12 protein-coding genes are annotated in these 17022 nt (G+C 23.5%); 10 read left to right on the forward strand and 2 right to left on the reverse strand.

Annotated elements, in window-relative coordinates; all coding sequences use genetic code 4:
- The first annotated feature begins 4 nt into the window (after nt 1-4).
- The 9 genes from MCAV_RS00965 to MCAV_RS01005 all read left to right on the forward strand — a co-directional run bounded on the left by MCAV_RS00965 (nt 5) and on the right by MCAV_RS01005 (nt 9401).
- Nucleotides 5-553, forward strand: coding sequence for a hypothetical protein (locus tag MCAV_RS00965; RefSeq protein ID WP_391592029.1), 549 nt, complete (start codon nt 5-7; stop codon nt 551-553).
- Nucleotides 554-585: 32 nt separating this feature from the next.
- Nucleotides 586-2118 (forward strand): ATP F0F1 synthase subunit alpha, encoded by a 1533-nt coding sequence (locus MCAV_RS00970; RefSeq protein WP_391592030.1) that lies wholly within the window; start codon nt 586-588, stop codon nt 2116-2118.
- Nucleotides 2106-3605: an MSC_0618 family F1-like ATPase beta subunit gene (locus tag MCAV_RS00975; RefSeq protein ID WP_391592031.1), complete on the forward strand. Its 1500-nt coding sequence runs from the start codon at nt 2106-2108 to the stop codon at nt 3603-3605. Before MCAV_RS00970 ends, MCAV_RS00975 begins: the two co-directional genes overlap by 13 nt.
- 157 nt (nt 3606-3762) lie before the next feature.
- Nucleotides 3763-5613: a hypothetical protein gene (locus MCAV_RS00980; protein WP_391592032.1), complete on the forward strand. Its 1851-nt coding sequence runs from the start codon at nt 3763-3765 to the stop codon at nt 5611-5613.
- A 195-nt stretch (nt 5614-5808) separates the two neighbouring features.
- Nucleotides 5809-6303, forward strand: coding sequence for a hypothetical protein (locus MCAV_RS00985; protein ID WP_391592033.1), 495 nt, complete (start codon nt 5809-5811; stop codon nt 6301-6303).
- 813 nt (nt 6304-7116) lie between these two features.
- A complete protein-coding gene (locus MCAV_RS00990; RefSeq protein ID WP_391592034.1) occupies nt 7117-7719 on the forward strand; it encodes an Mbov_0400 family ICE element protein in 603 nt (200 codons plus the stop codon).
- Complete coding sequence (locus MCAV_RS00995; protein ID WP_391592035.1) at nt 7688-8053, forward strand: hypothetical protein; 366 nt, start codon at nt 7688-7690, stop codon at nt 8051-8053. The genes MCAV_RS00990 and MCAV_RS00995 overlap by 32 nt, the downstream gene beginning before the upstream one ends.
- 212 nt (nt 8054-8265) lie before the next feature.
- Nucleotides 8266-9123: an Mbov_0400 family ICE element protein gene (locus MCAV_RS01000; protein ID WP_391592036.1), complete on the forward strand. Its 858-nt coding sequence runs from the start codon at nt 8266-8268 to the stop codon at nt 9121-9123.
- A complete protein-coding gene (locus MCAV_RS01005) occupies nt 9123-9401 on the forward strand; it encodes a hypothetical protein (RefSeq protein ID WP_391592037.1) in 279 nt (92 codons plus the stop codon). The genes MCAV_RS01000 and MCAV_RS01005 overlap by 1 nt, the downstream gene beginning before the upstream one ends.
- Before the next feature lie 726 nt (nt 9402-10127).
- Here the strand turns inward: MCAV_RS01005 and MCAV_RS01010 are convergent.
- Both MCAV_RS01010 and MCAV_RS01015 read right to left on the reverse strand, forming a co-directional pair.
- Nucleotides 10128-11483 carry a type ISP restriction/modification enzyme gene (locus MCAV_RS01010; protein WP_391592038.1) on the reverse strand — a complete coding sequence of 452 codons (1356 nt, stop codon included), beginning with the start codon at nt 11481-11483 and terminating at the stop codon, nt 10128-10130.
- Between the two features lie 306 nt (nt 11484-11789).
- Nucleotides 11790-14939, reverse strand: coding sequence for a DEAD/DEAH box helicase family protein (locus MCAV_RS01015; protein ID WP_391592039.1), 3150 nt, complete (start codon nt 14937-14939; stop codon nt 11790-11792).
- A gap of 983 nt (nt 14940-15922) precedes the next feature.
- Here MCAV_RS01015 and MCAV_RS01020 point away from each other — a divergent pair.
- Nucleotides 15923-17020 (forward strand): thiamine pyrophosphate-dependent dehydrogenase E1 component subunit alpha, encoded by a 1098-nt coding sequence (locus MCAV_RS01020; RefSeq protein WP_391592040.1) that lies wholly within the window; start codon nt 15923-15925, stop codon nt 17018-17020.
- Nucleotides 17021-17022 lie beyond the last annotated feature (2 nt).

A 17022-nucleotide genomic window follows, 5' to 3' on the forward strand; every position in this document is an offset into this window, starting at 1 on the left:
GTTTATGAAAAAATTAATTAATATTTTGAGCAAATTTTTCAAATCAATCATTAATCAACAAATTGATTATTTTCAAATAATTTGACCAGAAGATAAAAAGTTATTAGAAAATGCTAATATGGAGCAAATTGACTGGTCGCAATCGTTTTTAATTAAATTACTAATTCATCAAGATTTTGAACCAATATTAGCCAAAAATAATGATTTGATTTTTGAAAAAGATTTATTTATTTCTTTGCATAATAAAAAACACAACTATTTATTTTGGTTTCAAAATGCTTTAATTATTTTTGAAAATAATCAAGCTCATATTAAAATTTGTTCACAAATCCAACAATTTATTAAACCTAAAAAAAATCATCCAAAAAAATTAGTTAAAGACGAATTAGATATTAGTACAATTAAGAAACAATTGCGTAAAATTAGTAAAAATGAAATTTTAGGATTATTTCCTAATGAAATTCTAGAACGGCATCATTTAAATTCAGCACTAAAACTAAAAAAGTTTACTACTACTTATAATATCGAACCATATCAGAAAATTGAAGAATAAAACATTTTTAATAATAGAAAGTTAATTTTAAGATGAATTCATACATTAGATCAGTTCAAGATTATATTGTTAAAATTTCAGGTAATGATAAATATGGCATTAACCAAATTTTTCGTTTTAAAAATGATAAATTTGGAATTGTTGTTAATGCTAAATCTGATCATGCATTTTTAATATTTGATGGTTCTACAAGTGATTTAGCAGTAGGTGATTTAGTGAAGTTAGAAGAGAAGAATTTTGTTGTTGAAACTAAAACGAATTTCTTTGGTACGATTATTGATATTTATGGAAAAAAAATTTTTGGCAAAACAATTATTAAAGAAAAAGTCATTCCATCAACTTCATCAGTTTTTAAAGAAGCATTAAATTTAAATTACCGTCAAAATTTAAATCAACAGTTATATACAGGAACATTTGCTATTGATGTTCTTTTTCCAATTGGTTATGGTCAACGTCAAGCAATTTTAGGTGATGCACAAACAGGTAAAACTAGTTTATGTTTAAAAATGATTATTAATAATAAAAATAATCACAATTTAAAAATTATTTATGTTTCCATTGGTAATAAAAGACTTGATATTGCTCGAATTTATCACATTCTACAAGAACATCAAGCACTAAATAATACAATCATTTTACATGCTGCTAGTGATAATGCTTTACAACAATATTTATTACCTTATGTTGCAATGAATCATGCTGAAAATTTAATGGCAGCTGGTTTTGATGTTTTAGTTTTAGTTGATAATTTAACAAGTCATAGTAACATTATTCGTGAAATTGGATTATTAACTAATACTCCTGTTGGCAAAGAAGCATTTCCAGGGAATTTATTTTATGCTCATGCGCAATTTTTAGAACGAGCTGGTAAATTTAGTAATGGTAAAAGTATTAGTTGTATTCCTGTTGTCAAAACAATTAATAATGATATTACTTCTTTATTAGCATCAAACATTATTTCAATTACTGATGGTCAAATTGTATTAAATTCAGAAATTCGTAATTCAGGTATTTTACCTGCAATTGATTTAAGATTATCAGTTTCACGATTAGGTGGTGCTGTTCAATCACAAATGTTATCAAAAATTAGTAGTCAAATGAATCGTGTTTATAGTTTATATCTTGCTAATTTAAAATTTAGTCAAATTAACTTTGATTTTAATCCATACATTAAAAAGATTTTAAATCAAGGTAAATTAATGATTAATATTTTAAATCAAGCTGAATTTAGTTGTTATTCTCAAGTTAGTTGTTTAATTTTAGGAACAATTATTGCTAATAATTTATTAGAGCCTGACGCTAATATTCAATATTATATTAATATGTTACAAGAATATATGAAGCATGATTATATTGGTAATATCATTGATCAAACAATTGCTAAACAAATTGAAAAACATCGTAGCATTGATGATCGTTTATTAGAAAGTTGTTTAAAAAACTTATTTAAACAATTTGATCTTTTAAAAAAATCTGAAGATCAACTCAGTTTTAATGATCCTGATGTTTTTAAAATATCACCTAATGCCATGAAAATCTTGAAAGGATTATTATGGGTAAAATAATTGTTACTTTACCAGGTGTTTATGATGTGCAATTTCTTAGTAGTAAGGAATTACCAAAAATTAATCATATTTTAGTTGCTGAAAATAAAAAAAATGTTTTATTAGTTGAATCGATTTTATCAGAAACAGTTGTTCGTTGTATTTTAATTAAAGGTTTAGATGGTAATTTAAGAATTGGTGATCATTTAATTGATACTAAAAAACCATTAATGGTTCCAGTAGGTTCTGAATCATTAGGTGGTGTTTTTGACATTTTAGGAACACCATTAAATAGTATTAAACCTAGTTTTAAAAAAATCGCAATTAATTCAACTGTACCAAAACAACAAAATTTCTTTATTAAAAATGAAATTATTGAATCAGGAATTAAAGCGATTGATTTTTTTACACCAATCTTACGTGGTGGTAAAATTGGTATTTTTGGTGGTGCTGGTGTTGGCAAAACAGTTTTAATTAAAGAAGTAATTAATAATATTTCTTCACAAATTAATGATAATGTGCACAATATTTTTGTTGGCATTGGTGAACGAACTAGAGAAGCAAAAGAATTATATGATGAATTAAAAGCAAGTAATTTTTTAAAAACAATGAGTTTATACTTTGCTGAAATGAATGAATCATCAGGAACCAGAATGAAAATTCTGCAAGCAGGAATTACTGCTGCTGAATATGCTCGTGATTATAATCACAATGAAGTTTTAATTTTTATTGACAATATTTATCGTTATTTACAAGCAGGAAGAGAATTGGCTTCTTCATTAGGTAAAAAACCATCAGAATTAGGTTATCAATCAACGATTAATAGTGAAATGAGTTATATTCAAGAACGACTTAATGCTAATCATAATGGTTCAATTACTTCATTTCAAGCTGTTTTCTTACCAATGGATGATTTAAATGATCCAGCATCAGTAGCAATTTTAAATCATTTAGATTCATTATTAGTTTTATCGCGTGATATTGCTAATAGTGGTTTATTTCCTGCAGTTGATGCTTTAAAAAGTATTTCATGAATTGCTACACCAAATATTATTGGTGAAACACATTATCAATTAATTAAAAAAGTAAAATCAATTTTAATTAAACAGAAAGAATTAGAAGAAATTATTGCAATTTTAGGAATTGATGAATTAGATGAAAAATCTAGACGTGAAGTGAAAATTGCCACACAACTAACTAATTACTTTACTCAAAATTTGCACACAACAGTACATTTTAGAAACCAACCTGGAGTTTCTGTACCACTAAAAAACAATATTGAAACAGTAAAACGAATTTTAAATGGCGATTATTTAGAATTAGAAGATTATCAGTTTTTATATATTGCTGATTATAATGATCTTGATCAAATGTTATCAGCCCAAAAATTAGCAAAAGCGAAATTACTTGAATCTGAAAATCAATCTCTTTTAGTTAAAACTAAATCAAAAGCAAAATCAAAAACTAAATGAAATCAATTTTTAAAAAACAGTTTTAAAATTAATTAAGTTTAACTTGATTATAGTAATTAACTTTATTAGTTATTAATATAGAAACAATTTTATAATTTAATTTTTTTATTATTTTTAACTTCTACTTTTTTTCTTATTTTTGTTTATTTTAAAAAAGTAATTATTTAAAATAAAGATATAAGGAGTTGTTATTATGAAAAGAAATTTGAAAAATTTAACTAAATTAGTAGTTATTTTATTTGCAACTACGATTGTTGGATTAGGATTAAGTTATAAAACCAATCATAATTTAGGTTTATCTAAAACAACTTCTGCTCATGTGATTAAAACTAATTTTCATCATGATCAACCTGTTGCAACTGGAAATGATTATGCTCAAATTGCCAATTCAACTTCTAAAAACTTAGTTAAAAATTTGATTAATCAAAAATTAACTAATAAAGTTGATACAACTTTAGCAGCAATTCAAACAGTTTTTAAAACCAAGTTAAATAATAGTATTAATTCTTTACCTAAAAATGAAACTGAAGCTCAAAATAAAGCAATTACTTATTTAGTTCAAAAAATTACTGAAAAAACTAATAATAACCTTTGATATCAACGTCTTAGTGATTATTTGAAAAAAATTTTATTAAATAATTTTATTAATGAAAAACTTTATCATTATTTAAATAAAAACGAACAATATTTACCTCATAAAAAATATTTAGATAATTATAGTTCAATTGGTAATAACTTACCATATGTTTATAACACTTTAACTTTTCAAGAAATTGAAGAAGCAGTTGATAAAGTTTTAAGTACTTGAAAAAATTATTTAATTGATCAATCAAATAATAATCAAAATAATAATGATAATTTTGGATTTAGTTGATATTCTAATATTCCTAATAGTTTAAAACCAACAATTTATTACAATCAATCTTTTGATCAACAAGATTATTTTAACATTATTGATGCAATTGTAACAAATCGTGAAAATAGTGAAATCATCACTCAACATGGTGGTTTAATTGCTGAACAAAATGCAGTTGATGAAAAATTAAAAACTAAATTAGAAGCAGATAAAAAATTTTTATTAGAAAAAACTACTAATCATAAAAACGAATTATTTATTGATCAAGCACCAATTAATTTAGCTAAAATTTTTCAAGATTTATCTCAAGTTGATCTTGATTTTACTAAATTATGAAATTTACATTTTAGTAACTGAAATGATATTAAATTAAACAAACAAATTTTTGAAGGTCATGATATTCGTGTTCAAGTTCGTTCGTTATTTAAAATTGTTAATCCTTTCAGTAGTGTTGATCAACCAAGAATAGAGTGAAAACTATCATTAAATAATGCAATTGTATTAGGACAGACAGACTTTGGATATAATTTAAATATTAATGATTCAGCTCACCAAATTTTGAATCTAATTTATCAAACGATTGAAAAACAAGGAGCAAATTTATTTATTAAATTTAATCCTAAATCAGTTAATAAATTTGACTTAAATTTTAATGGTTATGATTTTATTCTTAATCAAAGACTAGTTCAATATTTAAGTATAAGAAATATTAATTTAAAAATTAATCAAAATGTAGAAAGATATTTTACTAATAAAACAAACATTAATCAATATCAACTTGATTTAAATGGTTCAATTAAATCCTATAATAAACTTGATCAAGTATTAAATAAAAATCTTGTTTATACAATTAATCCTGATTTAGAACGACAATTATTAGAGAGTGCACCATTATTACCACCAATTTTTGATAATAATGAAAATAAAAATATAGAAAATAAACTCCCTTGAGGTTTCACTGATCAACTTGGTGAAATTAAAAAATTTTCTTATCATAATTCTAATCCGATTTTCAATTATAGAACAATTTTGTTTCACATTTATAATGAAAATCAAAATGATACTAATCGAAAAATAAGAGTTGTTACTAGAATAACTTTAAAAGATCAATTTGCAACAAATAAATTTAAAGATTATACAACAATTGTACCTTTTTATGCTTTAAATAATTTAAACCAATTTGCTTAGTTAGCAGCAATTGCAGCAGAACAAATTAATCAAGAAGAAAAACTAGAAGGTGGGGCATTATATAATAAAAATTTAAATCAAAAAACTTTAAACATTTTATTTAATCAAGCATTAGAAAATAGTAATAATGATCTTAATTTATTTAAAAATAATTATCGTTCTTTACTAAAAAATCAAACTGATAATTTTGATAATTTGGATTCAAAAAATATTAAAAGCGCTAAGCAGTATGATGATTTAAGGACGCGGTTAAAAAACGCATTAATTAAAGTTAATATTGATTTAGAAAGTAAATTTGCTAAAAGTTTATTTGAGGAAATTGATAAAGTTGAACAAGATGCCTTAACTAATCCTGATGCCACTTTAAAACCTGAGTTTTTAGAATTAATTGATTTCATTAATAAATCAGAAAATAATTTAAATATTTTCAAACCATTTACAACATTATTACAAAAATATAGTCCTGAAGAAATTAGGTTTGCTTTAAATTCAAGTCAGAAAAGTTTATCTTATGCATTTACTGGTATTAGTTCATTAATTGTTATTAGTTCAATTGGAATGATTGTTCGTGGTTTAAGATTAAATAGTAGAAAATATCAATTAAGAAAATCAATGATTATTACTATTGGAGCAATTCTTTTAATTGTTAGTGTTTCTGGATTATCATACTTACTAACAATTCTTTTATAAAAAAATCATCAGTAGAGATGCAGTTTTAGAGATTATTTTAAAGTTGATGGAATTATAGAAATTATCAACAAAAACACCCTAACAACAAATTAGGATGTTTTTTTATTATCTTCAATCAATTTTGATTCATTAAAAAGTAATTTTCATTCATAAACAAGAATATTAAAATGGTTCATATTTTTTAAAAAATTAATTTAATTTAATAAATTTGATTGTTAAAAAATTTCAAATTCAAAAATGATTGAAACAATAAATTTTTTAAAAATCGATATTAATTTATAAATTAATTAAAGGAAAATAATCATTTCAAAAATCAAGCAACTGTTTTAGAAATTTTAGAAATGTTAAACAAAAATATGAAAGAAGCAAAAACTAATCTAATTGAACTAAAAAATGAAACTTATGAACTAAATGCTAAGTTAACTTTTTTAGAAAATGAAAATTAAATTAAAAGAAAATCAAATAAATAATTCTTAAAAATGGATTAAAAAATCAATATGTAAAAAATTTAGTTAAAATTCTTTTTTTGATAATGAGCCTTGACGAAAGATTTTAATGAATTTAATTGAAGAGTACAACATGAGCAAATCATTATTTAGTGAAGTAAAAAATTTTATTAAAGTAAAAGAAAGAAATTAGTTCTTAAAAAAGACTAAATTCAGCACTAATCTTGAACAAAAAACTTACTGCATACTAGTTAATCATATTTAAAAACGAGAATCAAAATCAGACAAATTTTTTCTTAGATTTAAAAGATGAGTAAAATCAAAAAAATTTAATAAAATAAATTTAATTAAAAAGGAGTAAATAAAAATGAATATTGAAAAAATGAAGCCAATTTTTACTAAAAATAAAACTGACATTACTTTTAGTGAGTTCGGAGAAAACTTAGAACATCATCCAATTATTATTCTTTATTTGGAACGTGAAGATGAATATTGTTATTTAAAAATTCGTAGTGCTAGAGATGATCAAGGAAGATTAAAAAAACCTGAATTTAATGATGTTTTTCTTCCTGCAAATCCTAATGCTAAAGGTATATTAAAAAAGGATTCTTATGTTGATCCTACTAAAATTTATCACATTAAAAGATCTGAACTTGAAGAATATGTTGATCCAAATAATTCTCATTCTATTGGTTCAATTGATCCAATCAAAGGATTAGATATTTATTATGAAGTAATACATAACTTAAATCAAAAACCACCCTTTTGTTCAATAATGAAAGTTAGTTATGATCAAAATTTAAACAAATTTATTAGCAAAACCGAGTATGCTCATGAAGAATTATTAAATCATGAATGAAGATTATTACAAAAAAAAAAAAAAAATAGAGAAAGAATCTGATGAAATCAAAGCAAAATGAAGCATTGAATTTGAAAATTTGAAAAAAACCGTTCATGAAAACGCTCCTAACTTTTTTTGACCTGCATGAACTAACAAACAACTTTGCGAAGACATTTCTTGTTGTATTTCCACAGAAGTAAAATATTATTGAAATGACTTTTTTTCATTACACGAGCCCTTAGATGCAATTTATGAAAAGTTACGTGATCAAAAAATTAAAGTTTTTAAAGCGGCTTCTGATCCTAATCGACCATATAAAATTAAAAATATTATCGAGTTTGAAAACTTTTTAAAAGAAAACAATTATATTCAATATCATACTTATCAAGAAATGGAAAAAATAAGAGAAGAACAAGAAGAACAAGCAAAAAAAAGTAAAAAATCAAATTCATACGAACGATAAGAAATAATAATTAATTAGTAAATATCAAAACAATCAGCATTAATTGTGCTGATTTTTTTATTAAACAAATCTTATTAAAAGATATTAATTTAAATATTTGAAGAAATAATTTTATGAATTAATGAATTATTAAGTATTGAAACGAATTTTTAGTAGTAAAAAAAATTAAAAAATTTAATAAAACAAATCTAATTAAAAAAAGGGGAATAATTATGAATCTAGATTTAGATTTAAAAACAATATTCACTAATAGAAAAGCAGAAATAACTTTTAATGAATTAGGTAAAAATTTAAAACATCATCCAATTATCATTTATTATTCTGAAGTTAAACAAGAATACTACTATTTAAAAATTCGTAGTGCTAGAGATGATGCTGGAAATTTAAAAAAAATCAAAAATAAAGAAATTTTTGTTCCTAAAAATTCTAATGAAAATAAATTTTTGGACCAAGATTATTATGTTTATACAACTAAAATTTTTAATATTAAGCAAGAAGAATTTAATCGATTTATGAATTGAAAAGAAATTTATAATATAGAAGAAATTGATCCAGTATATGGTTTATTAATTTATGATATTTTAGACGAAAATTTAGAACAAAAACCGCCATTGTGTTCATTAATTACAGTAAATTTTGATCAAGATTTAAATAAATTTATTAGTAGAACTGAATATGCTCATAGAGAATTGCTTGATTATGAATATGATCAATTAATTGATGAAGAAAAAACAAAATATGATAAAGTTTATCAATTTTTAATTAAAAAGCGCTGTAAAACTACATTTGAAATTTTACGAAATTGTGAAAGTATTAATAGTGGTTTTTATCATGACCGACGTCATTATCATGATCAATATAGTTATCATATTAATAAAAATAAAGAGTTTTTGAATCAAATTGAAAAATTATTTATTGATAATTGAAACTATTTTCAAAACAAAAATTTATCTAATGAAGATATTAAAGATGCATTAAAAATATTTGATCAAGATTTGAAGTATTTATTAGCAAATAAATATGTTCCATTAAAAAAACAAGGTCACGTAAAGAAATTAAAAGACAAATAATGTTGCTAACTGAATGGTTAGAAAATTTAGATCAAACAAAATTAATTTTAAATCCAACAGAATTAGTGACCTTAAAAAATAATTGTGATTCTGATTTGGTTTATAAAATTGTTGATCCAAAAACAAATGAAATCTTATTGGAACATTTAAAAGATCAAGGAATTGAAGTTGATCTTAATGATAATTTAAAAGAAAAATATTATTTTCAATACATGGTTATAAATGAATACATTCAAAAAGTTAATTTAAAATATTTAAAAAATAAATCAGAATCTTAAGAACTATAGAAGCAATATTTAATTAGTAAATATAAAAAAACAATTAGCATTAATTGTGCTGATTTTTTATTGAAAATACCTCATTAAAAGATATCAATTTAAATATTTGAAGCAATAGTTTAATGAATTAATGAATTTTAAATTAATATCATATTTTTAATAATGCGATCAAACTAAAAATAATGCAATTTTTGAAAAATTTATGAAATCAATATTTTAATAATTCTAAATTAAAAAAGTTTATTAATCAATTAAAGATTAAGTATTAAAAAAACCTAAAAATAATTGTTTAAAATTTCAATTAACGATTAAAAATTTGTGATTGAAAATATGAATTAATTGCCGATTTAATTAAATCAATAAATTTAATCAAACTAAAAACAAAAGAATGGGATCAATTTATTGAACAATGAATTGAACAATTTAATCAAATTTTATCAACTAAAAACAATTCCTGACAGACCCTGTTTAAAAAATGATGAAAATTAAATTTGAAAATTTGAAATTTTTATCTCAATCAAAAATTACTTTTGAAAATTTTTTTAATTTTTTGTTACAATCACTCTCTTATAGTGCAATGTTTTGTTCTCATATTTTTTGGGATATATGTTGTTATTATCTTCAAATTCGTTTATTGGTTCAAAATCATTTCTGTTTAATAAAAAAGATCTCTGATAAAAACAAAGAGATTTTTTTAATGAATTAAATTAATTATTTTAGCGCTAATTAAATTTCTTGATATTCAGGTAATTGATCAATTAAGTCTAGTGTTTCTAAGCTTAGTGTAATTAATGATAAAATTAGGTCAAAAACATATTTACCACCTTTAATTTCATCGAATTTGTTGGGGTCGTTGATAATTTGTGACTCATAATCAATAGAATACCGGTATTCATTTTTAACTCATTCTAAGGGTGACCTGTCACCAACTTTATATTCATATGCTTTTAATGGAATATTTTTAATAGCAATATATTCATTAAATTTAATTGTTTGCTTATTATCTTCGAAATTTATTTTCTTGATTTTATAATCTTCTTTGACTATTTCGATTTTGACATTTTGATAAGGTGGAACTTTTTCATAATTCACATGTAAATTGATTAATTTTTCACCAATATCAACATACTTTCAAAAATCTTTTAAATATGGAATTCATGGGGGTTCTTTCATCAAGTTGTTGCGATATTTTTCATTGTAAGTAGAATGATGAAATAAAGCATATATATATATATATATATGGAAAGCAGTAATATTTAGATCATTATATTTTTTTTGAAATGAATTAACTGATTCTGAATTAATTGCATAATTCTTAATATCAGAATCATTTTCAAATAAGTTAGGTTCTTTATTTTTTTGATATCAATATAATGGATAACATTGTGAGAGCACACTAGAATAAAAAGCTGCATCAATTAATTCATTTGTTACAAAATAAAAGAATTTTCCTGAACCACCCTTTAATGCTGATGTACAAATTAAAATATTTTTTGTATCAAATTTAGGAAACATGTTTAATGAAAGATGCAATGAATGAAAAATATTTTTATTGAAATAAAGATAACGTTTGACAAATGGTTTATAACAGCAAACACGAATTTCGCTTTCTTGATGATCAATTAATTTATTTCTCAACGTTAAAAGTGATTGCAATTCACTAATTTTTATTTTTGAATTAGAATTTTTATGAATATACTCCATAATATATTTTTTTTGATTTTTGATATTTGTTAATGATTTCAATTTTAAATCTTTTTGTAAATCATTTGATAATTCATTAAATTCTTCAATATATTTTGTCATTCTCTCAATTAATAATTGTTTATCAAAAGAATAAACTCATTTATTTTTTGCTGTATTTATTCCAGAAGAATAATTGTTATCAAATATACTTGATTGATCATTTTTACTTTTATTTTTTTCATATGCTAATTTAATCATTTGAAAAGATTTTGGATTTATTTGATTCAATCAATCATTATTTTTATCAGGAATAATTTTTTCAAATTTCAAATCGTATAAAGAGTTATTGTTTTTAAGTTCATTAAGTTTTTTTGTAGTTTTAAAATTATCAGGCATTTGATAATAATTAATATATGGTTTAGAAGTTTTATCATTATTTTTTACAAGAAAGACAATGCTAATAGTTATTTTACAATTAAAAACATTGCCACCTTCTTTTGGATCGTTTTTTCTAACATTGCCTCTAAGATTAATAATATAAATTTGACAAAATTCTTTTTTTAATGCTTCTCGAAATTTTCTAAAAGTAAGATTTTCAATAAAACCACCATTAGTAACAAAACCAATGATTCCTTGATTACCTAAACGATCAGTTGCTCAGCGAAACGCTCTTATATACGAATCATAAAGAGCATTTGAACTTTAAAAACTATCTACATAATTTTCTTTTATACGTTGATCAAGATTAGAATACTCAGTTGATGCATTATTATTGGAATAACTTTTTTGTTTTCTATAATATGGTGGATTTCCAATAATAATTTTGATATCAGCTTGATCTTCTTCTTTAGTTTTAGTATAAACTTCTTGAAACGGATAATCATTTTCAAATAAAGAAATATTGTGATTTTTATTAAAACGTTTTTCAGATAACTGAAACGTATCAGTTAAAACAGCATGATTAAAAGATAAATATTGATTAGTTAATTTGCCATAAGTATCTTCAATGTTGATTAAGGCAATATAATATGCTAATAAATTAATTTCATTACATCAAACATCATTTAAATATTTGTTTTTTAAGGTTTGATTATCTGCACCTAATTCTTTAAACTTTTCTAATAGTCTAACAATAAAAGTTCCTGTTCCTGTAAATGGATCAAGAATTTTAATATTCTCTTTTGCGATTGATTGATTAAATTCTTTTTTTAGAATTTCACTAACAGAATTAATAATAAAATCCACAATTTCAATTGGAGTATAAACAATGCCAAATTTTTCTGCAGTTTTAGGTAAAGCGTGTTGAAAGAATTTTTCAAAAAGCGTTCGAATTAATTCTTGACGATCTTTTGATTCATCAATTCCTTCAACTCTAACTGCAACTGATTGATAAAACTGATCCAAGTTAGTAATTTCATTATTAAGTCCATCAAATTTTTGCACCATTGATTCCATTAATTTAGTTACTGGATTATCATTGATCATACTATTTTCTTTGAAAATAATTTTTAGTACTGGTAATGTCACAACATGTTCAGCTAACATATTAATTACTTCTTGATCTTTAATAGTTGGATTTAGTAAATAACGAATTTTTGCTAAAAACCGATCAAAAGCATTTTTTAATTTTTGATTGTTATTTAATTGTTGTTGAATTCTAATTGCAATGCTATTAGTAACATTACCAATATCAACTGATCAGTCTTCTCAATAAAGTCGATTACCACAATTTTTAACTAATGCTGCTTTAAAACCTTCATTAAATTTTTTCAGATCATGTTCACTTGGAACAATATATTTTTGATGGTTATCAACTAAAGGATGATCAGTATCTAATGCTGCTTGATCTTGAAAATCATCTGATGTTTTAAAATAGTTTAATTTAACAACGCAAATATTGTCAGGTAAATTACCAGTAATACCAGATTTATTAATTTTATTATCTAATTTTTCATCATGTGATCTTAGTGCAGCAATAACTCTTCACACAGTTTTATAATCATCACTTTGTGATAATTGTTGATCAGTTAATTTAACACTATTAACAAAAACAGGAATAATGACATAACCATACTGTTTTTTTCTTTCAGGATCAGTTCGCATCACTCTACCAACTGCTTGAATAATATCAACTTGAGATTGTATATTATTCATAAAAACAACACCATCTAATGAAGGAAGATCAATTCCTTCAGTTAGACATCGTGCATTAGTTAAAATATGACAATAATCATCTTCGATTTTATTACGCAATCATTCTAATCGCTCTTCTCTTTGATCAACACTATAAGATCCTTGAATTAATTTTGCTTTAGGTCGAATGCAATTATTGGTTTTTAAATATTGACTTTGAGTAAATTGATTAAAAACAGTAGCAACATTATCTGCCATTTTAATTGTAGAACAAAAGGCAATAACACGTTTCATTGGATCTGGATCATAACTAAAATCATAAGATCCGTTTGAGTTTTTTGAGATCGCATTTAATGATGCAATAATTTTGGCATTAATTTCAGTATTAAATTTATTGCTTAAAACATCTTCAGCAACTGCAATATTTGTGATTTCAAAAACAATCACCCGATAATCACATAAAATTTTATTTTCAATTGCTTCATTAAAACTTAACCAATGAAATCGTGGACCATAATCTTTTTCTTGATCCATTGAATAAACATTATAACCTTGATTTCTCGCTTGGTTTTTAGCCCGTTCACTATAAATTTTTTCTGTTGCTGTCATATAAAGTCGTTTATCAATTGGTAATTTTGAATCATGAATTTTAACAAAATTAGAAACGTTGTTTTCATCATAACCACCAATTGTTCGATGTGCTTCATCACAAACAGCAATGGCAAATTGAATCTGACATTTTTTAGCTAAATCAATAACAACATCAATTGATTGATAAGTTGAAAAGAAAATGTTGACTTTTTGATCACTTTTTTGATATTCACTAACTAACTTTTCTAAATCTGTAGTTGGTGGAATTGGCATTAGAAATAATTTGTCTTTTAACTCATCTTCTCCTTTTTTAGGTTTTGCTTTGTTTGCAGCAGTAGCATCTGAACAAATACCAAAAGTTCTAACATTGATAAAATCAGTTTGACATTTTCATTCAACAATTGTTTGTGATAGTAAAGAAATTGATGGCACTAAATAAAGGACATTAAAAGATCCATCATTTTGATTATGTTGCTGATAAAGTTGCTCTACAATTTTTAGTGCAGTAAAAGTTTTACCAGAACCACAAGCCATAATTAATTTACCACGGTCATTATTTTTAAAACCATTAATAACATTATTAACTGCTTTAACTTGATAATCTCTTAATTCTTTTTTAGCAACAGGTTCAAGTTTTTGATTTTTAATAAATTCTAATAAATCAAAATGTGCTCATTCAATTCCTGTATCATTAGCAATTTTTTTAGGATTAAAAGTTACTAGTAAATCTTCAGCATTACAACTAATATGATCAGTTGTTGTAAATAAATATTTTCTTGCAAAAGTTTTACCAACTCCATTAATACTAAATTCACTTGTGCTTGCAGCAATAAAACTATCAATATCTTTTTTAGCAACAACACTATTAGGTTGATAAAACTTACATTGAATTGCTCAATATTGCTGATTATGATCTAAAACTACAAGATCAATACCCCGATCATGTTTTTTATTATTACCAGGAAATTGACTTCATTTTCAAACTTGTTTAACATCATTTCTAAAAAGTGGAGCAATTTCTAAAATGCGTTTACATAAGTTTTCAAAAATACTACCTTTTTCAGCATTGCTATTAACTAATTTTTCTAATTCAAGAAGAATATCTCAAAACTTTTCTAAATTGGTCATAATTATTTGAACTAATCTTTTTTAAAATATATTGTTATTACTACTAAATAACAATAGTATAAATAATAATATTTTTATTATCTTTTAATATTAAATATTAATCTATTTTAAGAAATTATTGATATGGAAAAATGTAATAAATTAATAATTAGTTTATTTTTATTGTTTAATGATTGATTAAATAAGATCAAATACTAATTAGTTTTAAATAAAAAATGTTAATAATTATTAGTCTAATTAACTAATAAAATTAAGATAAGTTTAGCAATGATTGAACCTACTTTCATTAATATTCCTTCGATTAACTAATAAGTCTTTTTTAAAAGATGATACTTATTAATAATTTTTTTATAAAAAATATTTAATTGAGATAACTAATCCTCTTTTTTAATTTTGATGAACATTCATATTGCTATTAATAATTTCATTTTATTAATTAATTATCTATATAATTTCTAAGGTGTGATTCCAACAATAAAATAGTTAGTTGATTAAATTATTATTACTAAAAGTTTAAAAACGTTTGATTTTAGACAAATAAAACTTAATTTGGTTGATAAACTGACTAATATTAATCTAAAATTTGTCTAATTTTTATTATACAAGCAAATTTAGTTCGCTAATAATAAACGTTTTTTGTATTAAAGCGATATTAATTTAGTTATAATTTTAATGGGTCCACTTTGTATTAATTTTTAATAAATAATCTATTACAAAATAAATTTAATTGTTAAAATTTATTTCTTAGAAAAATAAATGTGGAATTTCAAAGAAGAAAATCAATATAGATAAAGTTTAAATAGGAATAATAATTTTAAGTTGATGTTAAATATATATAAATTACTAATGTTGAATTTATTTTATTGATTAATCAGCATAAAATTAGTTCTGGTTTAAGTTATTAAAATTGATCAATTGTTGTTTAATATATCATTTTTGAAATATTATTTTTAAAAATAGAAAAAATTGGAAACTTATAAAATATGTCAATTAATCCAAAGCTTAAATTTTTTAAAAGCGAACAAAAACCTTATCAGCTATTAGATGCTGAAGGTCGATGATTATATCCCGATAAAAAACCTCCTTTAAGTGTTGCACAAGTAAAATATGCTTATGAACGCATGATTTTTCAAAGAACTTTTGATGAAAAAATGCTACAAATGCAACGTCAAGGACGAATGTTAACTTTTGCACCAAACTTAGGTGAAGAATGTTTACAAGTTGGTATGGCTTTAGCAATGAATAAAGAAGATTGATTGGTTCCTGCCTTTCGTTCTGGTTTATTAATGCTAGAACGTGGTTTTGAACTAAAAAATATGATGTTATATTGAAATGGTAATGAAAAAGGTTGTTATGTTGGTAAAGAATGAAATAGTTTACCAGTTAATATTACTATTGGAACTCAAATGTCACATGCAGCAGGTATTGGCTGAGCATTAAGAATGGACAAAAAAAATGCTGCTGTTGTTTCATTTATTGGAGATGGCGGAACTGCTGAAGGTGAATTTTATGAATCACTAAATTTTGCAACTTTACGTCGATCAAAATGAGTTGCTGCAATTAATAATAATGGTTTTGCAATTTCAACTCGTACTTCATTAGAAACTAATGTCTCAGATTTATCATCAAAAGCAATTGCTGTAGGAGCACATTACATTAGAGTTGATGGTAATGATATTTTTGCTTCATATGAAGCTTCTAAAGCAGCATTAGAATACGCTCGTTCTGAAGATGGTGGTGGTGTTGTTCTTTTAGAATTCGTTACTTATCGTAAGGGTCCACACACTACTTCTGATGATCCTTCGATTTATTTAAAACCAGAAGAAAAAGTTGCTGGTGAAAAAACTGATCCATTTATTAGAACTGAAAAATGATTAATCGATCAAAAAGCTTGAACCAAAGAAGACACACAACGTACTAAAGATGAAGCTTTAGTTAAAATTAATGAAGCAATTCAACAAATGGAAGCTGAATTAATTCCTGATGTTACTGAAATTTTTGATCACACATATGCTATTTTACCGCCAGACCTAAAACGTCAAAGAGATATGGCAGTAAAAAAATTTGGAGGTAAACAATAATT

This window comes from [Mycoplasma] cavipharyngis (genome assembly GCF_042984175.1).
GTDB lineage: Bacteria > Bacillota_I > Bacilli_A > Mycoplasmatales > Mycoplasmoidaceae > Mycoplasma_N > Mycoplasma_N cavipharyngis.